Consider the following 24844-nt stretch of genomic DNA (forward strand, 5'->3'; position numbering starts at 1 on the left):
CTGATAAATTGTTAAAGAGCAGTGCGACGGCGCTTAGCGCTCTGTCGCGAGGTGGCGTATATTACGCTTTCCTCTTTCAGAGTCAACCTCATTTTCAGAAGTTTTCTCTTTCAACCCGGCGGCTTGTTTGCCGTTGTTCCGTGTCGATGGAGGCGCATTATAGGGAGCCAGCCGGGAATGACAAGCGGAAAAATGCATTTTTATTTCAACCGCTCATCTTTTATACGTAACGCTTATTTTTGCTGCTTTTTGATAGCTTCAGGCAGGTCTGCCAGGCTATTCAGTACCCAATCAGCGGCATTTTCCGCTTCTGGCGTGACGGGCTTGCCGGTACGAACCAGCACTTTAGTCCCTATAGAAGCAGCAGCTGCAGCCTGCATATCTTCAATTTTATCGCCAACCATATAAGAAGCGGCCATATCAATATGAAGGTAGTCACGCGCAGAGACGAACATCCCCGGGTGCGGCTTACGGCAATCACAGGTCTGGCGATACTCTTCCACCGTCCCCTGCGGGTGATGCGGACAATAATAGATACCGTCCAGGTCAACACCGCGATCGGCCAGTGACCAGTCCATCCATTCCGTCAGCGTTTCAAACTGCGCTTCCGTAAACTTTCCGCGCGCGATGCCGGATTGATTGGTGACCACCACCAGGGCGAATCCCATCTCCTTTAATTGACGCATCGCATCAATGACGCCATCGATAAACTCAAAGTTGTCGATTTCGTGGACATAGCCATGATCGACATTAATTGTGCCGTCACGGTCGAGAAAAATTGCGGGTACTGACTTTGCCACCGTAATGCTCCTGATAAAGGCTAGTCTGATTAGTATCGCATGTTTCGCTATGCAAGAAAGTGCTCATTATTCAGCAGCTGGATTGATTTAGACGTCTGGATGCCTTAACATCCATTTCATTGACAGGCATCGCCTGGACACGGCAGAAGAAAATGCCACGGCAAACGGCTAAACGATAATAAATAACTGATGATTAAACTTTCGAATATCACCAAAGTGTTCCAGCAAGGGAATCGCACCATACAGGCGCTGAACGATGTCAGCCTGCATGTCCCTGCCGGACAAATTTATGGCGTCATCGGCGCATCTGGTGCTGGTAAAAGTACGCTCATTCGCTGCGTTAACCTGCTTGAACGCCCGACAGAAGGTAGCGTTCAGGTTGGCGGCCAGGAACTGACTGCGCTTTCTGAAAAAGAACTGACCCGCGCACGTCGCCAGATTGGCATGATTTTCCAGCACTTTAACCTGCTGGCTTCCCGTACCGTTTTTGGCAACGTCGCGCTGCCGCTGGAGCTGGACAACACCCCGCAGGCAGAAATTAAACGTCGCGTGACCGAACTGTTGGATCTCGTCGGCCTTGCCGATAAACATGACAGCTACCCGGCCAACCTTTCCGGCGGGCAGAAACAACGTGTCGCGATTGCACGCGCCCTGGCAAGCAACCCGAAGGTGCTGCTGTGTGACGAAGCCACCAGCGCCCTGGATCCGGCAACCACGCGTTCCATCCTTGAACTGTTGAAAGATATCAACCGTCGCCTTGGCCTGACGATTCTGCTGATCACCCACGAGATGGACGTCGTCAAACGCATCTGCGATTGCGTCGCGGTCATCAGTAACGGTCAGCTGATCGAGCAGGATACGGTGAGTGAAGTCTTCTCTCATCCGAAGACCCCGCTGGCACAGCAGTTTATTCAGTCCACGCTGCATCTGGATATTCCGGACGATTATCAGGCCCGCCTGAAGCCAACCGCGCAACCGGATAGCGTACCAATGCTGCGCATGGAGTTTACCGGCCATTCTGTTGATGCCCCGTTGCTCTCTGAAACCGCCCGTCGCTTTAATGTGAATAACAACATTATTAGCGCGCAGATGGATTACGCCGGCGGCGTGAAGTTCGGCATTATGCTGACCGAGATGCACGGCACGCAGGAAGATACCCAGGCCGCTATCGCCTGGTTGCAGGAACACCATGTAAAAGTAGAGGTACTGGGCTATGTCTGAGGCAATGATTTGGCTGCTGTTGCGCGGCGTATGGGAAACGCTGGCCATGACGTTTGTCTCCGGCTTCTTCGGTTTTGTCCTCGGCCTGCCTGTCGGCGTGCTGCTGTACGTGACCCGTCCAGGACAGATTGCGGCCAACGCGAAGCTTTACCGGACGCTCTCCGCGCTGGTTAACATCTTCCGTTCTATTCCTTTCATTATCTTGCTGGTGTGGATGATCCCATTCACCCGCGTGATTGTCGGTACCTCAATCGGCCTGCAGGCGGCGATTGTGCCGCTGACGGTTGGCGCCGCGCCGTTTATCGCCCGTATGGTGGAAAACGCGCTGCTCGAAATCCCGACCGGGTTGATTGAAGCTTCCCGCGCAATGGGCGCAACACCGATGCAGATCGTTCGCAAGGTGCTGCTGCCAGAAGCGCTGCCGGGGCTGGTGAACGCCGCCACCATCACCCTGATTACCCTGGTAGGTTATTCCGCCATGGGCGGTGCGGTGGGTGCCGGTGGTCTTGGGCAGATTGGCTATCAGTACGGCTACATCGGCTACAACGCAACGGTAATGAATACGGTACTGGTATTACTGGTTATTCTGGTTTATTTAATCCAATTCTCTGGCGATCGTATCGTCCGGGCTGTGACTCACAAATAACACACAACACACCATCATTCGGGCCGTCTCTGGGCGGTCTGATGACTCGTGTACACAAAGACTCTTACAGAAAGGAAATAACATGGCCTTTAATTTCAAAACCTTTGCGGCGGTCGGCGCGTTAATCGGTTCTCTGGCTCTGGTGGGTTGTGGTCAGGACGAGAAAGACCCGAACCATATTAAAGTCGGCGTCATTGTGGGTGCAGAGCAGCAGGTTGCTGAAGTTGCCCAGAAAGTGGCGAAAGAGAAATACGGTCTCGACGTAGAGCTGGTGACCTTTAACGATTACGTTCTGCCAAACGAAGCGCTGAGCAAGGGCGACATCGACGTCAACGCCTTCCAGCATAAGCCGTACCTCGATCAGCAAATTAAAGACCGTGGTTACAAGCTGGTTGCCGTCGGCAACTCCTTTGTCTACCCGATTGCCGGTTACTCTAAGAAAATCAAATCTCTGGACGAACTGCAGCCGGGCTCTCAGATTGCGATTCCTAACGACCCGACCAACCTCGGCCGCTCCCTGCTGCTGCTGCAGCAAGTGGGTCTGATCAAACTGAAAGAAGGCGTTGGCTTGCTGCCGACCTCTCTGGATATCGTTGAAAACCCGAAAAACCTGAAGATTGTTGAGCTGGAAGCACCGCAGCTGCCGCGCTCTCTGGATGATGCGCAGATCTCTCTGGCGGTGATCAACACCACCTACGCCAGCCAGATCGGTCTGACTCCGGCGAAAGATGGTATCTTCGTTGAAGATAAAGACTCTCCGTACGTGAACCTGATTGTTGCTCGCGAAGACAACAAAGATGCCGAAAATGTGAAGAAATTTGTTCAGGCATACCAGAGCGATGAAGTTTACGAAGCGGCGAACAAAATCTTTAACGGCGGTGCTGTGAAAGGCTGGTAATCTTTTTTCACCGTAATATCATTCAGGACGGGCTTTATGCCCGTCTTGTCATTTATGCAAGCGCCTGATTCAATAGCGCCCTGTTTGATTATTTTTTGAGGAATTCCTATGCGTGCTTTACCGGTCTGTTTGTTAGCGCTCATGTTAAGCGGCTGTTCAATGCTAAGCAGATCTCCCGTCGAACCTGTACAAAGCACCGCAACGGCACCCGCTAAAACGGAAACGGCAAAACCGAAAGCACCGCGTCCGGCGCCGGTAAGAATCTATACCGATGCATCCGCACTGGTCGGCAAGCCTTTCCGCGATCTGGGTGAAGTGACTGGCGAATCATGCCAGGCCAGCAACCAGGATTCGCCGCCAAATATCCCGACCGCCCGCAAGCGTCTGCAAATTAACGCCGCTAAAATGAAAGCTAACGCGGTCCTTCTGCACAGCTGTGAAGTCACCAGCGGTACACCGGGATGCTATCGTCAGGCCGTTTGTCTGGGTTCCGCGCTTAACGTTTCGGCGCAATGAGTGCTTTCCAGTTCGCGCAGATAGGCGTGATTCGTTCGCCCTATAAAGAAAAGTTTGCCGTGCCGCGCCAGCCAGGGCTGGTCAAAAATGGTGGTGGCGAACTGCATTTGCTGCCGCCCTATAATCAGGCGGACGCCGTTCGCGGTCTGGAAGACTTTAGCCATCTGTGGGTGCTGTTTGTCTTCCATCAAACAATGGAAGGTGGCTGGCGCCCTACCGTGCGCCCTCCCCGTCTCGGCGGGAATGCGCGGATGGGCGTGTTCGCCACGCGTTCAACGTTCCGCCCGAATCCCATCGGGATGTCGCTGGTCGAACTCAAAGGCATCCGCTGCCAGAAAGAGCAGGTTATCCTGCAGCTCGGGAGCCTGGACCTGGTGGATGGCACCCCGGTGGTGGATATCAAACCCTATCTGCCGTTTGCCGAAGCGCTGCCGGATGCCAGCGCCAGCTATGCCCAGCAGGCGCCGCTGGCGGAAATGACAGTAAGCTTTACGCCTGAACTGGACACGCAGCTTGTCGCACTGGAAAAGCGCTATCCACACCTGAAAGCGTTTATCCGTGAGGTGCTGGCGCAGGATCCGCGTCCTGCCTATCGTAAAGAGGAAGAAGCAGGAAAAACCTATGCCGTCTGGCTGCTTGATTTCAACGTCCGCTGGCGTGTTATCCCGTCGGGTTTTGAAGTCTTTGCCCTTGAACCACGGTAATTTTATTTTCCTCTCTTTTGGCATCTTTGCCACACTGGTAAACTAAACCACTTTTTTTGTTTCAGGCTGGTCCCCAGCCTGTTCCGATCGTCCAAATGGAACCGTAACAACATGCGTACTAGCCAATACCTGCTCTCCACACAAAAGGAGACACCTGCCGACGCCGAAGTCATCAGCCATCAGTTGATGCTGCGCGCCGGGATGATCCGTAAGCTGGCCTCCGGGTTGTACACCTGGCTGCCGACCGGCGTGCGCGTCCTGAAAAAAGTCGAAAACATCGTGCGTGAAGAGATGAACAACGCCGGTGCAATCGAGGTGTTAATGCCGGTAGTTCAGCCCTCTGAACTGTGGCAAGAGAGTGGTCGTTGGGAACAGTACGGCCCGGAACTGCTGCGTATTGCTGACCGTGGCGACCGTCCGTTTGTCCTCGGTCCGACGCATGAAGAAGTGATCACTGACCTGATCCGTAACGAGCTGAACTCATACAAGCAGCTGCCGCTGAACTTCTTCCAGATTCAGACCAAGTTCCGTGACGAAGTCCGTCCGCGTTTCGGCGTAATGCGTTCCCGTGAATTCCTGATGAAAGATGCTTACTCTTTCCATACCTCTCAGGAATCTCTGCAGGAAACCTACGACGCGATGTACGCCGCCTACAGCAAAATCTTCAGCCGTATGGGCCTGGATTTCCGCGCGGTACAGGCTGACACCGGTTCTATCGGCGGTAGCGCATCGCACGAATTCCAGGTGCTGGCGCAGAGCGGCGAAGATGACGTGATCTTCTCCGACAGCTCTGATTTCGCCGCTAACATCGAGTTCGCAGAAGCCGTCGCGCCAAAAGCGCCGCGCGCCGCTGCTACCCAGGAGATGACCCTGGTCGATACGCCGAATGCGAAAACCATCGCCGAGCTGGTCGAACAGTTCAATCTGCCGATTGAAAAAACCGTCAAAACGCTGCTGGTTAAAGCAGTTGAAGGCGGCAGCTACCCGCTGGTTGCGCTGCTGGTTCGCGGTGACCACGAGCTGAACGAAGTCAAAGCGGAAAAACTGCCGCAGGTTGCCAGCCCGCTGACCTTCGCGACCGAAGAAGAGATCCGCGCCATCGTTAAAGCCGGTCCAGGTTCTCTGGGTCCGGTGAATATGCCGATTCCCGTGGTTATCGACCGTACCGTTGCCGTCATGAGCGATTTCGCTGCCGGCGCCAATATCGATGGTAAACACTACTTTGGCATCAACTGGGATCGCGATGTCACCACGCCGGAAGTCGCAGACATCCGTAACGTCGTCGCAGGCGATCCGAGCCCGGATGGTCAGGGCACGCTGCTGATTAAGCGCGGCATCGAAGTCGGTCACATCTTCCAGCTGGGGACCAAGTACTCCCAGGCGATGAACGCCTCCGTACAGGGCGAAGATGGCCGTAACCAGGTCCTGACCATGGGTTGTTACGGTATTGGGGTGACGCGTGTCGTTGCGGCAGCCATTGAGCAGAACTTTGACGATCGTGGAATCATCTGGCCTGACGCAATTGCACCGTTCCAGGTCGCGATCCTGCCGATGAACATGCACAAGTCTTACCGTGTGCAGGAACTGGCAGAGAAACTGTATGCCGAACTGCGCGCGCAGGGCATTGAAGTGCTGATGGACGACCGTAAAGAGCGTCCGGGCGTCATGTTTGCTGATATGGAGCTGATTGGTATTCCGCATACCATCGTGCTCGGCGATCGTAACCTCGACAACGACGATATCGAATATAAATATCGCCGTAATGGCGAGAAGCAGCTGATTAAAACCGGTGACATCGTGGACTATCTGGTTCGCGCTATCAAAGGCTAATCCCGCTGATGAATGTAAAAGGCCCCGCATCTGCGGGGCCTTTTTTATATCCGTGCTACCGGTATTACAGCCATGACCGGTTACTGATTACAGTCTTTACCCGGGACAAATTTAATATCTTTATCCGCCTTCAGGGTTTTCACCATTTCGCCGCTGTCAGGATTGGCTTCCAGGGTAAAGTGCCCGTCCACCACCAGCAGTACCGGACGCGTTTGTGTGCCGCGAGCCGCTGCATAATCACGTTCCAGCTGCGCATTGTTCGCCACCGCAACCCGTTTTCCGGTCGCACAATCAGTGAAGGTCGCCGCATCCGCCATATAGAAATACATGCCGCGCATGGTCATCGGCGTGGTCGGCAGGCTGGCTTTGACTGATGTCAGGGTATAGTTCAGCGTCGACTCAATCGGATTGCCTTCACGATCGAGCATATCCAGCGAGTCTCCCTTCGCACGGTAATAGGATTTCTCGCCTTTGCTGTCGGTCAGTACCAGCTTATCCGCGGTACGCGCCCAGGTGCCGTATGAGGCAAATGATGACGGCTCACGGCTGACCCCTTGATAGCGTTCGTTCATCACCCAGCTACCGTCTTTTTCGAGGAACAGCGTGGTTTCGATGCCTTCACAATCAGCGCAGGGCAAAACACCGCGCCAGCTTTGCTGCATCGGCTTCAGCTCTTCCATCGGTGCGGGCTGCAGCATCTCGACATCCGAACGATGGTTACAGCCAAATAGCGCAAAGAGCGAACACGCTGCTACCACTGAGAGTACGATTTTCTTCACTGTTAATTCCTTATAATCCATTCCACCGGTTCGCCATAGCGCTTACTGACGAACTTTCCCACGCAGTGCTTTGACTGAGGATTTTTGCGCTTTCGAGGCAAGGCGCCGCTCTTTTGACGCCCGAGTCGGCCGGGTCTCACGGCGGCTTTTTTGCACTACGGTTAATTCTTTAATTAACGCAACCAGGCGAGACAGCGCCGCTTCGCGATTCATTTCCTGACTGCGGTATTCCTGAGCCTTAATAATAACCACACCGTCGGCAGAAATTAAGTGGTGACTGGCGGCCAGCAGGCGTTCTTTATAATACTCAGGCAGGCTTGAAGCTTTAATGTCAAACCGCAGATGGATGGCGGTTGACGCCTTATTGACGTGCTGACCGCCCGCGCCCTGCGCGCGGATCCCCGACAGGGTCACCTCTTCGTCGGGAATAGCAACGCTGCGGCTAATCATAATCATGCTGGCGGTTGCCACGCCGTTAAATTAATTTCCAGATTATTCTTAGCGTCCGATAACCAGATGCTGCCGTCCTGGATCGTGGCCTGTAATACCATCGAGCGATCGGCAAATGCGCTGAGCTGGGCCAGCTGAGCATCATCCAGATACCATACCGTCAGCTTGCTGAACTGCGCCATTTTACTCTTATTTTGCTGCCACCAGATTTCCGCCGCCCGGCTATTGTAGGTAAACAACACCACTTCCTGCGAACGCGAGCAGGCTTTTTTAATCCGCCGCTCATCCGGTAAACCGAGTTCAATCCACAGGTCAACGCCGAGATGATCGTTGAGCAACCATAGCTCCGCCTCATCATCAGACGACAAACCGCGGGTAAACTGCAGACGCTCGTCGGCGTATTTGATCCACGCCAGCAGGCGTAACATCATGCGCTCCTGGGTTTCCGACGGATGCTGTGCCAGCGTCAGGCTGGCATCCAGAAACTGGTTGCGATCCAGATCGGCGACGTTCACCGTTGCCTTATAAATTGTCGCTTTCAGCGCCATGAATAAACTCCCGAAAAAAATGGCGTACATTGTAGCGAAACTCACGACAAAAGGCTGCCGACAATCCGCGGTCCCCTTTTCATCCTGCTGATATTGCTTAAATGACTATGGTATAGTCACCTTGCTAAACAGAGTGTATCTTCGTAGGCTTAAACTTGCATCCCACGGTTGAGTCAGCATACTGACAGGAGGGAATGTGGAGCAATATTGTGAGTTAATACGCAAGCGATATGCGGAAATAGCCAGCGGAGACCTGGGGTATATCCCGAATGCGCTGGGTTGCGTGTTGAAAGTATTGAATGAAATTGCGGCGGATGAGGCCCTTTCGGAGTCAGTCAGGGAAAAGGCCGCGTATGCGGCAGCAAACTTACTGGTGAGCGATTATGTCAATGAATGATACTTATCAACCCATCAACTGTGATGATTATGACAATCTCGAGCTTGCCTGCCAGCACCATCTGGTGCTTGTTCTGACGCTCAAAGACGGCGAGCAGTTGCAGGCTAAGGCCACCGATCTTATCTCGCGCAAAAATATCGAGTATCTGGTGGTGGAGCTGAGCGGGAATGCTCGTGAGCTACGTCTGGATAAAATCGCCAGCTTCAGCCACCCGGAAATCGGTACCGTGGTGGTGAGTGAGTCCTGAATAAAAACGGGTGGCTCAGCCGCCCGTTTTCCTCCACATCAGTTGCATCCCCTCGCCTTCCCTCACTTCCCCTTCACGGGTGACAAACAGTGCATCCGCCGCGGCAATCAGCGTATCGCCGTAAAACAGCAGCGGCGTAGTATCGCGACGCCAGGGAGCAACACCCAACTCCTGCCAGATTTTCTTCAGCTTGCGCCCACCGTGACGACCAACAATATGCAGATGGCCGCTGGCACGAAAGCGCACCGTCACCACCTCTTCCGGGCGCGGCCTACGCAATGGCCCGCCGCCTGGCAATGCCAGCTCGCCCAGGCCTTCCGGCAGCGCTAATGGCTGACGATAATCGGGCCACGGCACGATGAGATCGGCCTGACCAGGCAGGTATCTCACCCACCACAGACGCTGCTGATAGCGACGTACGCAAAAGTCCCCAAGCCGCAGGCAGGGAAACGCATCTTCGCGCGCCAGGGCCACTTCACGCCAGATACGCTCCGGAACCTCGCGGGAGGGCATCGGCGCGTGCTGTCCTGCCAGCCATCGCCGCAGCAGCGCCGCGCGCCGTGGCGCGCTCATGGCGGCCAGCGGTTCGATAGCCAGCGAGCCGTCAGCGGCCACCAGCCTGGCCAGATCTTCGGCCAGCAGTTCATCCAGCAGCTGTTCCTGCTCGCCGCACAGCCCGGCGCTGCGGGCCACCGCTTCGCTAAAGTGAGGCCAACGGGCGTTTAGCTGCGGGACCACCCGCAGACGAAGAAAGTTACGATCGTAGGCATCATCCTGATTGCTCTCATCCTCAATCCACTGGAGCTGATGGCTTAGGGCCCACTCTAGCAGCGCCTCACGGCGGCTGTTCAGCAGCGGACGCAGCAGCCGGGTATCGGCAAATTCAGAGGATGCCGCCATCGCCGCCAGCCCGGTCGGGCCGCTGCCTCGTTTGAGCGCCAGCAGGAAGGTTTCACACTGGTCGTCGAGATGCTGAGCCGTCACCAGCACCTCGCCCGGCAGCAACGCCGCCCGGAAAGCCTGATAACGCGCCTGTCGGGCATGCGCCTCCACGCCGAGCCCCTCATCTGTCAGGGTCACACGCTCAACCACCAGCGGCACCTGCCACTGCTGACAAACCTGCTGGCAGTGCGCCACCCAGCTGTCGGCATTGGCGCTCAGACCATGGTGGATATGGATAGCCCGGAGCTGCAGCGTCGGGTCCCGCTCACGCCAGCAGACCAGCTGATGTAAAAGTACCGTCGAATCCAGGCCGCCGCTGAAGGCGACTAAAAACTGGCGGTACGGTTGAAGGCGTTGCGCAATATCGGGCGTCATCATCATGATAGTGCTGGCTGGGGAGAGATAGTCCGGCACGTTACCGGGCAGGACTTACTCTGACAAGGGTTACTGTTGATAAATCTCGAGCGGCAGACCGTCGGGATCGCTAAAAAAGGTAAAGCGTTTACCGGTAAAGGGATCGATACGCACCGCTTCACAGGCCACGCCGTGTGCCTCCAGATGGGCAACCGCCGCATCGATGTCATCCACGCTAAACGCCAGATGACGCAGGCCGCAGGCTTCCGGGCGGCTGGGTCGGGCCGGCGGGAACGGGAAAGAGAACAGCTCAATCACATATTCGCCGTTCAACGCCAGATCGCCCTTCCAGGAATCACGCGCTTCGCGGTAGAACTCGCTCTGCAACGTAAAACCCAGGATATCGCAGTAGAAGGCTTTGCTCTGCGCATAGTTGGTGGCGATGATGGCAATATGGTGAACCCGTTTTAAACCCAGCATGTCTACTCCTTCTGTTATTGCAGACCAGGTTACTCGCGCCGCTCATCGCGGCGCAAGCCGTTAGTCATTTTTTAAGACTCGTACCCGGTATACGCCATCCTCGTCACGCTTCGCCCCGTGGATATCGGTTTCAAAGCCGGGATAATGGCGGCCAATCGAGCAGAGCATCAGCAGGAAATCGAGTACCGTCCGGCTTTCTTCGGTAATCATCTCGCCTGGCATCAGCAACGGCACGCCCGGCGGATACGGCAGGATCATATTTGCCGAGATCCGCCCGACCAGATTTTCCAGCTCAATGGTTTCCACTTCACCTTTAATTTGCCGCTGCCAGGCCTTATTCGGCGTCATCTTCATTTCCGGCAGAACATCAAAGGCGCTGAGCATCAATTGCGGCAGCTGGTGCTGACGGATCAGACGGTGGATCCCCTGCGCCAGATCCTGAATCCGCATATTGCGGTAGAAGTCAGGATCTTCTGCGTAGAGATCCGGCAGCATATTCTTCACCCGCAGGTTAAGATCGTAGGCACGCTTAAACTCGGTCAGGCCGCGTAGCAGCCCCATTGCCCGGGTTTTATCGATGCCGATACTGAACAGAAACAGCAGGTTATAGGGGCCGGTTTTCTCCACCACCACGCCGCGCTCATCGAGGAATTTCGCCACCAGCGCGGCGGGAATACCTTCATCATCCATCTTGCCTTGTTCATCCATACCCGGCGTCAGGATCGTCACCTTCACCGGGTCGAGGAACATATGATCGTCGTCAGCATCGCTAAAACCGTGCCAGCGCTCACCGCTTGCCACCGGCCAGCACTGCGCCTGTTCAATATCTTCCGGCTGCCAGATATCAAAGAACCAGCCGTCAGACTCTTCGCGCAGGCGCTGAACCTCTTTGCGGAAGTCGAGCGCCCGCTCGATCGAACGCTGGATCAAGCGTTTACCGGAGTTGCCACGCAGCATCGCCGCCGCGGTTTCTATCGAGGCGACAATGGGATAGCTCGGGGACGTTGAGGTATGCATCATAAAGGCTTCATTAAAGGTATCTTCGTCGTAACTACCTTTAATGTGAATAAGCGACGCCTGCGACAGCGCTGCCAGCATTTTGTGCGTGGATTGCGTTTCGAAGATCACCTTGCCGGGAATGCGATCGCCGCTCATTCCGCTCTTCCCCTGGTAGATCGGGTGGAAGTGGGTATAGGGCACCCAGGCAGAATCAAAATGGATCGACGGCACATCAAGCGTCTCTTTGATCCAGGTGGTGTTATAGAGCAGGCCGTCATAGGTGGAGTTGGTGATCACCGCATGCACCGGCCACGCTGCGCCCCCCGTCCCGTTGACCTTTTGCTGAATGCTGTCGCGGGTAAATTCACGTTTCGGTATCCCACCGAGAATACCCAGCGCATTGCGAGTCGGTTTCAGCCACAGCGGAACGACGTCGCTCATCATCAGCAGATGCGCCAGTGACTTATGGCAGTTACGGTCGATAAGCAGCGTGCTGCCAGCCGGCGCTGAGTACATGCCAACAATTTTGTTCGAGGTCGAGGTCCCGTTGGTCACCATGTAGCTCTGTTCCGCGCCAAAAGCGCGAGCGATATACTCTTCCGCTTCCAGATGCGGGCCGGTGTGATCCAGCAACGACCCCAGCTCGGTCACCGAAATAGAGACATCGGCTTTGAGCGTATTGCCACCGAAGAAGTCATAAAACAGGCAGCCAACCGGGCTTTTCTGGTATGCGCTTCCCCCCATATGCCCTGGCGTACAGAAGGTATATTTCCCCTCCTCCACATAATTGAACAGCGCTTTGGTAAACGGCGGCGTGATGTTATCCAGATATTCGCGGGTGTACTGGGCGATGCGGGTGGCTATCTCTTGCGCCAGACCCAGCGCATATTCGAAGAACCACAGCGTCATGCGCAGATCCTGGCTGCTGACGTCCATCGTCGAGTGCGCGTTGATAAAGGCATAAAGCGGGAGGTATTCGTTCAGTTGATTGATATCGCTGCACAGATCGACGTTGTACTCATCCCAGTCAAAGATGACTCCGCAGATCCGAGGATTATGTTCAATAAACTGCAGCAGGTCGGCGCTGTTTTGCGGCCAGATGGTCTGAAAGCCTTGCCGTTGCAGGGCAGCTTCCAGCTCTTTGATCGGTTCGTCTTTATGGTAGACGCCGTGTGGCCCCATGATGGCGATGATATTCACGCTTTCCTCCTGGAATTAACCTAAGTCAGGCATCATATCAATCGCGCTGGCGTATCGCACATAAAAAAGGGGCCGGAAAATCCGACCCCTGATCGCGTTAAGCCTGGCGATTATCAGGCGTAACCGTAGCTCATCAGACGCTGGTAGCGACGGTTTAACAGCTCTTCTTCGCTCAGCGTATCGAGATCCGCCAGATCGGCCAGCAGCTGCGCCTTCAGGCTTGCCGCGATGGCTTCCGGGTTGCGATGTGCGCCGCCCAGAGGTTCCGGAATAATGGAGTCGATAAGCTTCAGCTCTTTCAGACGCGGGGCTACGATCCCCATCGCTTCGGCAGCCAGCGGGGCTTTATCGGCGCTTTTCCACAGAATGGATGCGCAGCCTTCCGGTGAAATAACCGAGTAGGTGCTGTACTGCAGCATGTTGACCTTGTCGCCAACGCCGATCGCCAGTGCGCCACCGGAGCCACCTTCACCAATAACGGTACAGATGACCGGCACGCTCAGACGTGACATTTCGCGCAGGTTACGGGCAATCGCTTCAGACTGGCCGCGCTCTTCTGCACCGACGCCCGGGTAAGCCCCTGGGGTGTCGATAAAGGTGATGATCGGCATTTTAAAACGCTCGGCCATCTCCATCAGACGCAGCGCTTTACGGTAGCCTTCCGGTGCCGGCATCCCGAAGTTGCGACGAATTTTTTCTTTCGTTTCGCGCCCTTTCTGATGGCCGATAATCATCACCGGACGCCCGTCCAGACGCGCAATACCACCGACAATAGCTTTGTCGTCAGCGTAAGCACGGTCACCAGCCAGCTCGTCAAACTCGTCGAAAGCCAGGCGGACATAATCCAGGGTGTACGGGCGACGTGGATGGCGAGCCAGTTGAGCAACCTGCCATGCACCAAGATCGGCGAAGATTTTACGCGTCAGTTCTACGCTTTTTTCACGCAGACGATGCACTTCTTCGTCGATGTTAATATCGAGTTTCTCATCCTGACGGCTTACGGCAGTCAGGGAATCGATTTTCGCTTCCAGCTCTGCAATCGGCTGTTCAAAATCAAGGAAATTCAGACTCATAGTATTCCTGTATTAGTCAAACTCCAGTTCCACCTGCTCCGAGCCGATAAGGCCACGCAGATCGTTGAGTAAACGATCGCTCGGAGAGACGCGCCATGTTGCGCCAAAACGCAACCGCGCGCGTGCATCCGCCCTCTGATAATAGAGGTGTACTGGAATAGTTCCCGAACGGTGGGGTTCCAGAGACTGACGGAGTCGGTTTAAAAGCTGGTCATCAATTTGCCTGTCCGTCAGCGAGATAGCAAGCCCGCGAGCATATTTTTCCCGGGCTTCGTCAATGTCCATCACTTCACGGGCGGTCATTTTAAGCCCCCCGCTGAAGTCATCAAAGCTGACCTGTCCGCTGACGATAAGTATGCGGTCTTTTTCCAGCAATTGCTGATATTTATCCAGCGCGTCGGTGAATAACATCACCTCCAGACGCCCGGAACGGTCATCCAACGTACAGATGCCGATACGATTACCACGCTTGGTGACCATTACCCGCGCGGCAATCACGAGCCCCGCCGCCGTGGTCACTTTACCACGATCGGTCGGATGCATGTCTTTGAGTCTCACGCCACCCACGTAGCGCTCAATCTCTTTCAAATACTGGTTGATGGGGTGTCCCGTCAGATACAGACCGAGCGTTTCCCTTTCCCCGTCCAGCACCACCTGCTCCGGCCACGGCTGGCAGTTGGCATAAGACTGCTCGATCTGTTCTGGCTCTTCTGCCAGCACCCCAAACATATCTGCCTGGCCAATCGCCTCGGCTTTCGCATGTTGATCGGCGGCCTTGAGCGCATCACTCAGCGAATTCATTAACGCTGCACGATGCGGGCCGAGGCGGTCAAATGCCCCGGACATAATCAGTTTTTCCAGGATCCGACGGTTCAGTTTTTTGATGTCGGTACGGGCGCACAAGTCGAACAGCTCGCGGAAATAGCCGCCCTCGTTACGCGCTTCAATAATCGCTTCAATGGGGCCTTCGCCGACGCCTTTAATCGCGCCGATGCCATAGACTATCTCACCGTCATCATTGACGTGGAAATGGTACAGCCCGGAGTTAATGTCCGGCGGCAGGATTTTCAGCCCCATGCGCCAGCATTCATCCACCAGCCCGACCACTTTCTCGGTGTTATCCATATCCGCGGTCATTACCGCCGCCATAAATTCCGCCGGATAGTGCGCCTTTAACCACAGCGTCTGGTAAGAAACCAGCGCGTAGGCAGCCGAGTGCGATTTGTTAAACCCATAACCGGCAAATTTCTCTACCAGGTCGAAGATTTTCATCGCCAGCTCGCCGTCGACGCCGTTTTTCTTCGCCCCATCCTCGAAGGTCCCGCGCTGCTTGGCCATCTCTTCGGGTTTTTTCTTACCCATTGCACGACGCAGCATATCCGCGCCGCCCAGCGTGTAGCCGGAAAGCTCCTGGGCGATCTGCATGACCTGTTCCTGGTACAAGATGATGCCATAGGTTGGCTCAAGTACCGGTTTCAGGCATTCGTGTTGCCACTGCACGTCAGGGTAAGAGATCTCTTCGCGGCCATGCTTACGGTCGATAAAGTTATCTACCATCCCCGATTGCAGGGGGCCGGGGCGGAACAGCGCCACCAGAGCGATCATATCTTCAAAACAGTCAGGCTGCAGGCGCTTGATCAGGTCTTTCATGCCGCGCGATTCAAGCTGGAATACCGCGGTGGTTTCCGAACGCTGCAGCATATCGAAGCTTTTCTTGTCATCCAGCGGGATCGCTGCAATATCCAGCGGCGCTTCGCCTTGCTTCTCCCGCCGCTTGTTGATCATCTCCAGTGCCCAGTTGATGATGGTCAACGTACGCAGGCCGAGGAAGTCGAACTTGACCAGTCCGGCGTATTCCACGTCGTTTTTGTCAAACTGGGTCACCGGATGCAGCCCGGCTTCATCGCAATACAGCGGGGCGAAATCGGTAATTTTGGTCGGCGCGATAACCACGCCCCCGGCATGTTTACCGGCGTTACGCGTGACGCCTTCCAGTTTTCGCGCCATGTCGATCAGCGCTTTAACTTCTTCGTCAGCTTCGTAGATTTCCGGCAGCTGCGGCTCGGCTTCAAAGGCTTTCGCCAGCGTCATGCCCGGATCTGGCGGCACCAGTTTTGAAATACGGTCTACAAACCCGTACGGGTGGCCAAGCACGCGCCCCACGTCACGGATAACCGCTTTCGCCGCCATCGTACCGAAGGTGATGATCTGCGATACCGCGTCGCGGCCGTACATGTCCGCCACGTGCTCGATAACCTGGTCGCGTTTCTCCATGCAGAAGTCGACGTCAAAGTCGGGCATCGAGACACGTTCCGGGTTGAGGAAACGTTCGAACAGCAGATCGAATTCCAGCGGGTCGAGATCGGTAATTTTTAAGGCGTAAGCAACTAATGAACCGGCACCAGAACCACGGCCTGGCCCGACCGGCACGCCGTTATCCTTCGACCACTGGATAAACTCCATGACGATCAGGAAGTAGCCGGGGAAGCCCATCTGGTTAATCACCTGGAGCTCAATGTCCAGACGCTCATCATAGGCGGGACGCTTCTCCGCGCGGACAGCCGGATCCGGGAACAGGAATTCCAGACGCTCTTCCAGACCTTCTTTCGATTTCAGGACCAGAAAATCTTCCGTCGTCATCTCCCCGGTCGGGAACTGCGGCAGGAAGTATTCGCCTAAACGCACGGTCACGTTGCAGCGCTTGGCTATTTCGACGGTATTTTCCAGCGCCTCGGGAATATCGGAGAACAGCTCGCACATTTCGTCTTCGCTGCGCATATATTGCTGCGGCGAATAGTTACGTGGGCGTTTCGGATCATCGAGGGTAAAACCGTCATGGATCGCAACGCGGATCTCATGGGCATCGAAGTCGCCGGTTTCCAGAAAGCGTACGTCATTGGTGGCAACAACCGGCAACCCGCGCGCTTCGGCGAGTTGCACAGCGGCATGCAGGTAGGCTTCTTCATCGGCACGGCCGGTGCGGATCAGCTCCAGATAGTAGCGGTCCGGGAAATGTTCTTCGTAGAAAGCGACGCACTGTTCGACCAGCGGCATGTTGCCACGCATCAGACTGATGCCGACGTCACCTTTGCGGGCGCCGGAAAGCAGAATCAGCCCTTCCTGGTGTTCAATCAGCCAGTCGCGATCGATACAGGGCCCCAGCGCGCCGTAGCCGCGCTGGTAGGCACGGGAAATCAGCAGCGTCAGGTTTTGATAACCGGTATTGTTGGCCGCCAGAACCGTTAATTCGGTGAGCTCATCACCCATCAGCTCGCTCTGGACGTGAAAATCTGCCCCGACGATCGGTTTCAGCCCTGCGCCATGTCCCGCGCCGTAGAACTTCACCAGACCACAGAGGTTAGTAAAATCGGTGATCGCCAGCGCAGGCATACCCAGTGAGGCCGCCTTTTTTACCAGCGGCCCGGTTTTTGCCAGCCCATCGATCATGGAATAGTCGCTATGCACCCGTAGGTGGACGAAACGTGGTTCAGACATCTTCAGATTCCGGTTTACTTATTTCTCGACACAAGAATCAGGACGCAAGGCCCAGCGCGCGTTTTACCGGGCCAAAACTACGCCGATGGTGTTCGGTTGCGCCATGTTCGATCAGTTTTTCCAGATGGAAAGCGGTAGGATAGCCTTTATGCTGCGCAAAGCCATATTGCGGAAATTCGAGATCCAGAGCGGTCATTTCCGCATCGCGCACGACTTTAGCCAGAATAGACGCTGCACTGATTTCTGCCACCCGGCTATCGCCTTTGACTACCGCCTGAGCAGGCACAGGCAGCGACGGGCAGCGGTTGCCATCAATCAGCACAAACTCCGGCACCACAGTCAGGCCAGCAACGGCACGCTGCATTGCCAGCATCGTCGCATGGAGAATATTCAGCTCATCAATTTCATGGGGTTCCGCGCGTCCCAGACTCCAGCACAGCGCCTTTTCTTTGATTTCGTCGAACAGCGCCAGTCGACGCTTTTCGCTTAATTTTTTCGAGTCGTTGAGGCCCACAATCGGCTTTTCCGGGTCAAGGATCACCGCGGCGGTGACCACCGCGCCAACCAGCGGCCCACGGCCTACTTCGTCAACGCCGGCCACCAGGTGGGTATGCGGGTAAACAAACTCAATCATTTTGCTAACTCCAGTACTGCGTCCGCTGCCTGCTCATCCGCATTGCAACGAATCTGTTGATGCAGCGCCCGGAAGGTGTCGTGCATATCATGGCTGGTCTTGCCGTCAGCCAGCAATGGCCGCAGCGCATCGGCAAGCAACTGCGGCTGGCACTCGTCCTGCAGCAGCTCTTTCACCAGTTCCCGCCCGGCCAGCAGATTCGGTAAGGAGACATAGTCAGTTTTCACCAGCCGTTTCGCCAGCCAGAAGGTAAATGGCTTCATGCGATAGCCCACTACCATCGGGCACTTGGCCAGCATGCACTCCAGCGCCGCGGTGCCGGAGGCCAGCAGCGCCGCATCGCTGGCAATCATTGCATCGCGCGCCTGCCCATCCAGCAGATGGACCGTGAGCTCCGGGGCCGTTTCCGCTTTAATGCGTTCAAACTGCTCCCGGCGTTTCGCATTCACCAGCGGCACCAGTACCTGCAGGTCAGGGTAATCCTGACGTAAAATTTGCGCGGTTTTCAGGAAGTCAGCGCTGAGCATTTCCACTTCAGCGCCACGGCTTCCCGGCAGCAGCGCCAGGCAGTGGACATCCCGCGCAATACCTAAGCGGTCACGTGCGGCGTCTTTGTCCGGATCCAGCGGCATCGCATCGGCCATCGTGTGGCCGATAAACCGGCAGGGAACGTTAAACCGGTCATAAAACGCTTTTTCGAAAGGCAGAAATGCCAGCACCAGATCGGTCGATCTGCCAATTTTGAAAACACGTTTTTGTCGCCATGCCCACACCGACGGGCTGACGTAATGAATCGTCCTGATACCCTGCTTTTTCAGGTTACCCTCAAGGGTAATGTTAAAATCAGGGGCATCAATTCCAACGAATACATCGGGCTGCAGCTCGGTAAATCGTCGGGTCAGATCGGCACGAATATGCAGCAGGCGGCGCAGCCGTCCGAGCACTTCAACAATGCCCATCACGGCCAGCTCTTCCATTTCGTACCAGGCTTCACAGCCTTCGGCCTGCATAAGCGGTCCCGCCACGCCAACAAAGCGAGCATCGGGGATACGAGCTTTGAGCGCGCGGATCAGACCTGCACCAAGAATATCGCCGGAGGTTTCTCCGGCGACAAGGGCAATCGTCAGGGGACGCTGTGCAGACATTAACGAATCAGGCCGCGTGTAGAACGGGCAAAGAAATCGAAAAATGGCTGTACTTCAGGATGCTGAACTGCCAGTTCGGCGATTTCCGGTTTGACTTCGTCCAGCGTTTTGCCGCTGCGATACAGCAGTTTATAGGCGTTACGAATCGCGGTAATCGCTTCGCGGCTAAAGCCACGGCGCTTCAGGCCTTCAATATTGACGCCATATGGCGTCGCGTGGTTGCCCTGAGCAATCACGAACGGCGGTACGTCCTGTGCGACGCCGGAGCAGCCGCCAACCATGACGTGCGCGCCGATGATGCAGAACTGATGCACGGCGGTCATGCCACCGATGATAACGAAATCATCCAGTGAAACATGCCCGGCCAGCGTGGCGTTATTCGCCAGAATACAGCGGTCGCCGACCGTGCAATCGTGTGCAACGTGCGCGTTGATCATCAGCAGGTTATCGCTGCCCACCTTCGTTAATCCACCGCCCTGTACTGTACCGCGATGAATGGTGACGCTTTCGCGGATGCGGTTGCGATCGCCAATTTCCACTCGAGTCGGTTCACCAGCGTATTTCAAATCCTGGTTAACTTCACCGATGGAAGCGAACTGATAGATCTCGTTATCACGGCCAATTTTGGTGTGGCCATTAACAACAACATGAGACTTCAGTACGGTGCCTTCACCAATTTCGACGTGAGCACCAACAATACAAAACGGGCCAATGTGAGCGTTAGCACCAATAACGGCGCCCTCTTCCACAATAGCAGTAGGATGAATAAAGGCGGTTTTATCAATCACGTATCAGGCCTCCCGGCTACGCGCACACATCATCGTTGCTTCGCAAACCACTTTACCGTCAACCAGCGCCACACCTTTGAAACGCGTCAGGCCACGGCGGGTTTTCTCGAAAGTGACTTCCATAATCATCTGATCGCCAGGTACTACCGGACGTTTGAAACGCGCTTCATCGATCCCTGCGAAGTAATACAGTTCGCCAGGTTCGAGTTTACCCACGCTTTTAAATGCCAGAATACCCGTGGCCTGCGCCATCGCTTCCAGAATTAACACGCCAGGTAAAATCGGCTTACCAGGGAAGTGCCCCTGGAAAAACGGCTCGTTAACAGAAACATTTTTTACTGCGCGCAGAAAACGGCCTTCTTCAAAATCCAGCACACGGTCTACCAGCAGGAACGGGTAACGGTGAGGCAGAAGTTCCAGAATCTCTTCAATATGCAGAGTATGAGTTTCAGTAGTCAAAATACTCTTCCTGTCTAAATATACTAAAAGGCAATAATAACACGGCCTGCTGCAATCTTATGAATGCAACAGGCCGAAAATTTTTACACGCCACCTCTTAAGCCACATCGTTGTCAGCCGTAGCAGCCGCCCCGATGCTGCTTGCATGATGGTGTGTGGTAACAGAGGCGTTAATCTTGCTGATTAACCTTCCGTTCAATTGATTTGAGGCGTTTGCTTATCTCGTCAATGTTCATCACCAACGCTGCGGTTTTACGCCAGACTTTGTTCGGCTGCAGCGGAATACCTGATGAATAGACGCCAGGCTCGGTAATAGGACGCATCACCATACCCATTCCGGTGACGGTGACTTTATCGCAGATTTCCATATGCCCGTTAATGACGCTCGCGCCGCCAATCATGCAGTAACGGCCAATTTTCAGGCTGCCTGCCATGATCACACCGCCAGCAACGGCCGTATTGTCACCAATCACAACGTTATGCGCAATCTGGCACTGATTATCAATAATCACGCCATTACCGATGACGGTATCATCCAGCGCACCACGGTCAATGGTCGTACAGGCACCAATCTCCACGCGATCGCCAATAATCACGCGACCTAACTGTGGGATCTTCACCCAGTTACCACGATCGTTGGCATAGCCGAAGCCATCTGCGCCAATCACCGTACTGGACTGGATCAGGCAATTCTCACCGATCTCAATCTCATGGTAAACGCTCACGTTGGCCCACAAATGGGAGCCAGCGCCAATTTTGGTCTTTTTACCGACGAAGCACCCGGCACCAATCACGACGTTATCGCCAAGCTCAACATCAGATTCGATAACGGCATTCGGGCCGATGGCAACGTTTTTACCGAGCTTCGCCGTGCTATCAATCACCGCACTGGGTGCGATATTCTGCGCCGGCTGCGGCGTAGTATCCAGAATTTGAGCCATGCGCGCGTAGGTCAGGTAGGGGTTACGCACTACCAGCGCGGCGCCTTGGGCAAAGGGTAAATCGTCCTGCGTCATCACGACGGCAGAAGCCTGGCATGCGGCCAGGTGTTCACGGTATTTAGGATTAACCATGAACGTAATATGGCCTGCTTTGGCAGTCTGCATGGACGCAACACCGGTGATGACGATATCGCCATCACCGTGTAATTCTGCATCCAACTGCTGCGCAAGATCAGCCAGTCGAATTGAAGGCATTACTTATTTAACCTGTTTCAGCACATCAGCGGTGATGTCTTTCACATCGCTGCTGTTGTATGCAACGGCATTAGAATCAACAACCAGGTCGATGCTCTGGCTGCTCGCTACGCTTTTCACAGCGGTCTGGATACGGTTAACCAGTTTGCCACGTTCTTCGTTGGAACGACGTGAACGATCCTGCTCAAAAGACTGTGCTTTTTGAGAGAAAGTCTGGCGCTGAGCCATAACGTCTTTTTCCAGCTTGGTACGGTCGGCACCCGGCTTCATAGACTGCAGACGCTGCATTTTGGACTGCAGGTCGCCTTCCATACGCTGCAGCTCGCTTGCGCGGCCTTTGAACTCATTTTCCAGCGTATTAGAAACACCCGTTTTCTGGGCTACCTGTTGGAACAGGCTGTTCATGTTAACCATTGCAATTTTATCTGCCGCCTGCGCGGAAGTTACCATTGCCAAACCCAGACCTGCAGCTAATAACCACTTTTTCACAATTAACTCCTTACCATCCCATGAGTACCCAGGGGTACCGTTATTTGCGTGGCCAGGCGATAACCGCGGTTATCGCCTAAAGTCAGCGCTATACTGCACTTACATTCCTTTGCTGCCGACAATTACCAGGTTTTACCAATGTTAAACTGGAACTGCTCGGCCTTGTCTCCATCGTACTTTTTGAACGGTTGGGCGTAGGAGAAGACCAACGGCCCCAACGGCGACATCCACTGTACCGCAATACCGGCGGACATACGGATGTTGCTCGGGTCACCGTAATCCGGATAACCCGCATAAGCGCTTGAATCCCAGTGTGTATCCCACACGGTACCCATATCCCAGAAGAACGAGGTACGGACCGAGTTAGCATATTTATCACTGATAAACGGTGTCGGGGTGATCAGCTCAAGGCTGGCCACGGCCATGGCGTTACCGCCCACCGCATCATCCGATTTACACGGCGCAGATTCAGTGCTCTTACAGTTGCTGTCATAGTTGTCATCGTCATCATGACGATTGCTGGCCGGGAAATATACCGCTTTCGGGCCAATGGTGTTCGACTGGAACCCACGTACGGTGCTTGAACCACCGGCGTAGAAGTTCTCGTAGAACGGCATTTCTTTACCGCCAATACCGTCGCCATAACCGAAGCGGGTACGTCCCAGAACAACCCACTTGTGGTCGTTATCGATCGGCACGTAGGTCGCGGTATCCAGCGTGGCTTTGTAGTATTCGTTATCAGAACCTGGAATGGTCACTTTACCATTCAGGTTGACTCGCGAACCTTCCGTCGGGAAGAAGCCGCGGTCGAGTTTGTTATAGGTCCACCCGTAGTTGAAGGTGAAGTCGTTCGCGCTGAATGAGTTGTTATCATCCGTCGTGCCCGGGTTCTGACCCATTGAGTTCAGGTAACGCCACATCGACACCTGCGGTTGCATGTTGGACAAGGAGTTATGGACATAACCCAGGCCTGCACGCAGGGTGTTGTATTCGTTAACCGGGAAGCCCAGCGTGACGTCTGTACCATAGCTTTTGTTGGTATAGTCAGACAGGTCCGCATCGTTCGCGTCGAAGTCGTTATAGAAGATACGACCACCGAGGCTCACGCCATCCACGGTGAAATACGGGTTGGTTACCGACAGTTCAGTATAGGTCTGATAATCGTTTTTGGTGCCGTTAATTCCAACGGAATAGCCGGTACCTAACCAGTTGTCCTGCTGAACGCCAGCCTGGAAGCTTACGCCACTTTCCGTACCGTAACCGATACCGAAGTTGAAGCTACCGGTGTTACGTTCTTTGACCTTATAGACAACATCAACCTGATCCGGGCTACCTGGTACGCGCTGCGTATCGGTATCTACCGTTTCAAAGTAGCCTAAGCGATTCAGACGATCTTTACCCTGATCGACCATATCGCTACCCAGCCAGGCCCCTTCCATCTGACGCATTTCGCGACGCAGAACGGAGTCTTTTGAAGTGTCGTTGCCTTCGAAGCGAATTTTACGCACGTAGTAGCGGTTGCCCGCGTCAACATTGACGTGCAGCTTCACGGTCTTATCGGTGTCGTTGATTTCCGGCTGAGACTGTACGCGCGGATAGGCGTAACCGTAGCGACCGAGGAGTTTCTTAATATCATTCTCCATTTTGGTCACTTTGGCGCCGTTATACAGCTCGCCCGGCTCCACCTTGGTCAAGGCTTCGATTTCCGCCGAATGGCCTGCCAGATCGCCCGTCACCTGCACACCAGAAAGCTTGTACTGCTCGCCTTCTGTAATGTTGACGGTGATGTAGATGCCTTTTTTATCTGGCGTCAGGCTCACCTGCGTGGAGTCGATGTTGAAACGTGCGTAACCGCGATCCAGGTAGTAGCTGCGCAGAGTTTCGAGATCCCCTGCCAGTTTCTGTTTCTGGTATTTACGGTCGCCGACCACGTTCCACCACGGTACTTCATCACGCAGCTGGAATGTTGAGATCAGTTCATCGGTGCTGAATGCATGGTTACCGACAATGTTAATCTGCTGGATTTTCGCCGAAACGCCTTCCTGGAACACCAGTTTCAGGTCGACACGGTTACGTGGCAGCGGCGTGACGACAGCTTTTACGCTGGCGCTGTATTTACCGACGCTGTAGTAGAAATCTTCCAGCCCTTTCTCGATATCAGCAAGCGTCGTGCGGTCAAGAGATTCCCCGACGCGAACACCGGATGCCTCAAGGTTTTGCTTGAGCATGTCATCCTTCACCGACTTGTTACCGGAGAAAGTGATGCTGGCAATCGTTGGGCGCTCTTTCACCTGCACCAACAGGGTATCACCATCGCGCAGGACGCGGACGTCCTCAAAGTTGCCAGTGGCAAACAGAGCACGGATGGTGTTACTGATATCATCATCGGTTACCGTATCGCCAGGACGCACTGGCATACTGAGGAGGGCCGCACCAACAGCGACACGCTGCAAGCCTTCGAAATGAATGTCCTTCACCACGAACCCTTCAGCACCGTATACGGTTGCGCTGCTAAACAGCAGCGACGCTATGAGCAACTTTTTCATCGCCATCG

At 54.8% G+C, this 24844-nt stretch carries 25 protein-coding genes; 9 read left to right on the forward strand and 16 right to left on the reverse strand.

Features of this window, described 5'->3' with window-relative positions; translation table 11 throughout:
* On the forward strand, nt 1-230 hold a 230-nt coding region (locus tag EDF82_RS25525; RefSeq protein ID WP_227540156.1), incomplete at its 5' end, for a hypothetical protein.
* 3 nt (nt 231-233) lie between these two features.
* Here EDF82_RS25525 and gmhB read toward each other — a convergent pair.
* Entirely contained in the window at nt 234-800 is a 567-nt protein-coding gene (gene gmhB, locus EDF82_RS20705; protein WP_123757389.1) for a D-glycero-beta-D-manno-heptose 1,7-bisphosphate 7-phosphatase, read from the reverse strand.
* Nucleotides 801-989: 189 nt separating this feature from the next.
* Between gmhB and metN the strand changes: the two genes are divergently transcribed.
* The 6 genes from metN (at nt 990) to proS (ending at nt 6615) form a co-directional block, all read left to right on the forward strand.
* Nucleotides 990-2021: a methionine ABC transporter ATP-binding protein MetN gene (gene metN / locus EDF82_RS20710; RefSeq protein ID WP_123757390.1), complete on the forward strand. Its 1032-nt coding sequence runs from the start codon at nt 990-992 to the stop codon at nt 2019-2021.
* On the forward strand, nt 2014-2667 hold the full coding sequence (locus EDF82_RS20715; protein ID WP_041144154.1) for a methionine ABC transporter permease MetI: 654 nt from the start codon (nt 2014-2016) through the stop codon (nt 2665-2667). The genes metN and EDF82_RS20715 overlap by 8 nt, the downstream gene beginning before the upstream one ends.
* 82 nt (nt 2668-2749) lie before the next feature.
* A complete protein-coding gene (gene metQ, locus EDF82_RS20720) occupies nt 2750-3565 on the forward strand; it encodes a methionine ABC transporter substrate-binding lipoprotein MetQ (RefSeq protein ID WP_123757391.1) in 816 nt (271 codons plus the stop codon).
* 108 nt (nt 3566-3673) lie between these two features.
* A complete protein-coding gene (gene rcsF / locus EDF82_RS20725) occupies nt 3674-4081 on the forward strand; it encodes an Rcs stress response system protein RcsF (RefSeq protein WP_123757392.1) in 408 nt (135 codons plus the stop codon).
* Nucleotides 4078-4785 (forward strand): tRNA (N6-threonylcarbamoyladenosine(37)-N6)-methyltransferase TrmO, encoded by a 708-nt coding sequence (tsaA, locus tag EDF82_RS20730; RefSeq protein WP_123757393.1) that lies wholly within the window; start codon nt 4078-4080, stop codon nt 4783-4785. The genes rcsF and tsaA overlap by 4 nt, the downstream gene beginning before the upstream one ends.
* A 111-nt stretch (nt 4786-4896) precedes the next feature.
* On the forward strand, nt 4897-6615 hold the full coding sequence (gene proS, locus EDF82_RS20735) for a proline--tRNA ligase (protein ID WP_123757394.1): 1719 nt from the start codon (nt 4897-4899) through the stop codon (nt 6613-6615).
* Between the two features lie 80 nt (nt 6616-6695).
* Here proS and nlpE read toward each other — a convergent pair whose 3' ends face one another.
* From nlpE to EDF82_RS20750, 3 genes are read right to left on the reverse strand one after another with little or no spacing between them, the layout of a single operon-like run.
* Nucleotides 6696-7394, reverse strand: a complete 699-nt coding sequence (nlpE, locus tag EDF82_RS20740) for an envelope stress response activation lipoprotein NlpE (RefSeq protein ID WP_123757395.1) — start codon at nt 7392-7394, stop codon at nt 6696-6698.
* A gap of 42 nt (nt 7395-7436) precedes the next feature.
* Nucleotides 7437-7850: an alternative ribosome rescue aminoacyl-tRNA hydrolase ArfB gene (gene arfB, locus EDF82_RS20745; protein WP_123757396.1), complete on the reverse strand. Its 414-nt coding sequence runs from the start codon at nt 7848-7850 to the stop codon at nt 7437-7439.
* Nucleotides 7847-8392: a YaeQ family protein gene (locus tag EDF82_RS20750; protein WP_123757694.1), complete on the reverse strand. Its 546-nt coding sequence runs from the start codon at nt 8390-8392 to the stop codon at nt 7847-7849. Before EDF82_RS20750 ends, arfB begins: the two co-directional genes overlap by 4 nt.
* A 196-nt stretch (nt 8393-8588) precedes the next feature.
* Between EDF82_RS20750 and EDF82_RS20755 the strand changes: the two genes are divergently transcribed.
* Both EDF82_RS20755 and rof read left to right on the forward strand, forming a co-directional pair.
* Nucleotides 8589-8789 carry a YaeP family protein gene (locus tag EDF82_RS20755; protein ID WP_123757397.1) on the forward strand — a complete coding sequence of 67 codons (201 nt, stop codon included), beginning with the start codon at nt 8589-8591 and terminating at the stop codon, nt 8787-8789.
* Nucleotides 8776-9036, forward strand: coding sequence for a Rho-binding antiterminator (gene rof, locus EDF82_RS20760; protein WP_123757398.1), 261 nt, complete (start codon nt 8776-8778; stop codon nt 9034-9036). Before EDF82_RS20755 ends, rof begins: the two co-directional genes overlap by 14 nt.
* Before the next feature lie 15 nt (nt 9037-9051).
* Here rof and tilS read toward each other — a convergent pair whose 3' ends face one another.
* The 12 genes from tilS to bamA form a co-directional block, all read right to left on the reverse strand.
* The gene (gene tilS, locus EDF82_RS20765; protein ID WP_123757695.1) at nt 9052-10353 is read right to left on the reverse strand and encodes a tRNA lysidine(34) synthetase TilS; all 1302 of its coding nucleotides are present in this window, start codon (nt 10351-10353) and stop codon (nt 9052-9054) included.
* A 69-nt stretch (nt 10354-10422) separates the two neighbouring features.
* Nucleotides 10423-10812 (reverse strand): VOC family protein, encoded by a 390-nt coding sequence (locus EDF82_RS20770; protein ID WP_123757399.1) that lies wholly within the window; start codon nt 10810-10812, stop codon nt 10423-10425.
* A gap of 60 nt (nt 10813-10872) precedes the next feature.
* A complete protein-coding gene (locus EDF82_RS20775; protein ID WP_123757400.1) occupies nt 10873-13011 on the reverse strand; it encodes a lysine decarboxylase LdcC in 2139 nt (712 codons plus the stop codon).
* 113 nt (nt 13012-13124) lie between these two features.
* Nucleotides 13125-14084 carry an acetyl-CoA carboxylase carboxyl transferase subunit alpha gene (accA, locus tag EDF82_RS20780; RefSeq protein ID WP_045859732.1) on the reverse strand — a complete coding sequence of 320 codons (960 nt, stop codon included), beginning with the start codon at nt 14082-14084 and terminating at the stop codon, nt 13125-13127.
* A gap of 12 nt (nt 14085-14096) precedes the next feature.
* Entirely contained in the window at nt 14097-17579 is a 3483-nt protein-coding gene (gene dnaE, locus EDF82_RS20785; RefSeq protein WP_123757401.1) for a DNA polymerase III subunit alpha, read from the reverse strand.
* Nucleotides 17580-17616: 37 nt separating this feature from the next.
* Nucleotides 17617-18213, reverse strand: coding sequence for a ribonuclease HII (gene rnhB / locus EDF82_RS20790; RefSeq protein WP_123757402.1), 597 nt, complete (start codon nt 18211-18213; stop codon nt 17617-17619).
* Complete coding sequence (lpxB, locus tag EDF82_RS20795; protein ID WP_123757403.1) at nt 18210-19358, reverse strand: lipid-A-disaccharide synthase; 1149 nt, start codon at nt 19356-19358, stop codon at nt 18210-18212. Before lpxB ends, rnhB begins: the two co-directional genes overlap by 4 nt.
* A complete protein-coding gene (gene lpxA / locus EDF82_RS20800) occupies nt 19358-20146 on the reverse strand; it encodes an acyl-ACP--UDP-N-acetylglucosamine O-acyltransferase (RefSeq protein ID WP_123757404.1) in 789 nt (262 codons plus the stop codon). Before lpxA ends, lpxB begins: the two co-directional genes overlap by 1 nt.
* A 3-nt stretch (nt 20147-20149) precedes the next feature.
* A complete protein-coding gene (fabZ, locus tag EDF82_RS20805) occupies nt 20150-20605 on the reverse strand; it encodes a 3-hydroxyacyl-ACP dehydratase FabZ (RefSeq protein ID WP_004858132.1) in 456 nt (151 codons plus the stop codon).
* A 170-nt stretch (nt 20606-20775) separates the two neighbouring features.
* Nucleotides 20776-21801 carry a UDP-3-O-(3-hydroxymyristoyl)glucosamine N-acyltransferase gene (lpxD, locus tag EDF82_RS20810; RefSeq protein ID WP_123757405.1) on the reverse strand — a complete coding sequence of 342 codons (1026 nt, stop codon included), beginning with the start codon at nt 21799-21801 and terminating at the stop codon, nt 20776-20778.
* A 3-nt stretch (nt 21802-21804) separates the two neighbouring features.
* On the reverse strand, nt 21805-22290 hold the full coding sequence (skp, locus tag EDF82_RS20815) for a molecular chaperone Skp (protein WP_123757406.1): 486 nt from the start codon (nt 22288-22290) through the stop codon (nt 21805-21807).
* Between the two features lie 122 nt (nt 22291-22412).
* Nucleotides 22413-24842 (reverse strand): outer membrane protein assembly factor BamA, encoded by a 2430-nt coding sequence (gene bamA / locus EDF82_RS20820; RefSeq protein WP_123757407.1) that lies wholly within the window; start codon nt 24840-24842, stop codon nt 22413-22415.
* Between the last annotated feature and the right edge of the window lie 2 nt (nt 24843-24844).

Origin of the sequence: Klebsiella sp. BIGb0399 (assembly GCF_003752615.1) — a bacterium.
GTDB classification, from domain to species: Bacteria; Pseudomonadota; Gammaproteobacteria; order Enterobacterales; family Enterobacteriaceae; genus Klebsiella; species Klebsiella lignicola.

What these genes read in the sequence shown, in the direction of transcription:
- rnhB (WP_123757402.1), bottom strand. Translation starts at nt 18,213, where the DNA reads ATGATTGAGTTTGTTTACCCGCATACCCACCTGGTGGCCGGCGTTGAC.
- metQ (WP_123757391.1), top strand. Translation starts at nt 2,750, where the DNA reads ATGGCCTTTAATTTCAAAACCTTTGCGGCGGTCGGCGCGTTAATCGGT.
- EDF82_RS20750 (WP_123757694.1), bottom strand. Translation starts at nt 8,392, where the DNA reads ATGGCGCTGAAAGCGACAATTTATAAGGCAACGGTGAACGTCGCCGAT.
- arfB (WP_123757396.1), bottom strand. Translation starts at nt 7,850, where the DNA reads ATGATTATGATTAGCCGCAGCGTTGCTATTCCCGACGAAGAGGTGACC.
- EDF82_RS20770 (WP_123757399.1), bottom strand. Translation starts at nt 10,812, where the DNA reads ATGCTGGGTTTAAAACGGGTTCACCATATTGCCATCATCGCCACCAAC.
- tilS (WP_123757695.1), bottom strand. Translation starts at nt 10,353, where the DNA reads ATGACGCCCGATATTGCGCAACGCCTTCAACCGTACCGCCAGTTTTTA.
- EDF82_RS20715 (WP_041144154.1), top strand. Translation starts at nt 2,014, where the DNA reads ATGTCTGAGGCAATGATTTGGCTGCTGTTGCGCGGCGTATGGGAAACG.
- rof (WP_123757398.1), top strand. Translation starts at nt 8,776, where the DNA reads ATGTCAATGAATGATACTTATCAACCCATCAACTGTGATGATTATGAC.
- tsaA (WP_123757393.1), top strand. Translation starts at nt 4,078, where the DNA reads ATGAGTGCTTTCCAGTTCGCGCAGATAGGCGTGATTCGTTCGCCCTAT.
- dnaE (WP_123757401.1), bottom strand. Translation starts at nt 17,579, where the DNA reads ATGTCTGAACCACGTTTCGTCCACCTACGGGTGCATAGCGACTATTCC.
- lpxD (WP_123757405.1), bottom strand. Translation starts at nt 21,801, where the DNA reads ATGCCTTCAATTCGACTGGCTGATCTTGCGCAGCAGTTGGATGCAGAA.
- lpxB (WP_123757403.1), bottom strand. Translation starts at nt 19,358, where the DNA reads ATGTCTGCACAGCGTCCCCTGACGATTGCCCTTGTCGCCGGAGAAACC.
- metN (WP_123757390.1), top strand. Translation starts at nt 990, where the DNA reads ATGATTAAACTTTCGAATATCACCAAAGTGTTCCAGCAAGGGAATCGC.
- rcsF (WP_123757392.1), top strand. Translation starts at nt 3,674, where the DNA reads ATGCGTGCTTTACCGGTCTGTTTGTTAGCGCTCATGTTAAGCGGCTGT.
- accA (WP_045859732.1), bottom strand. Translation starts at nt 14,084, where the DNA reads ATGAGTCTGAATTTCCTTGATTTTGAACAGCCGATTGCAGAGCTGGAA.
- bamA (WP_123757407.1), bottom strand. Translation starts at nt 24,842, where the DNA reads ATGGCGATGAAAAAGTTGCTCATAGCGTCGCTGCTGTTTAGCAGCGCA.
- proS (WP_123757394.1), top strand. Translation starts at nt 4,897, where the DNA reads ATGCGTACTAGCCAATACCTGCTCTCCACACAAAAGGAGACACCTGCC.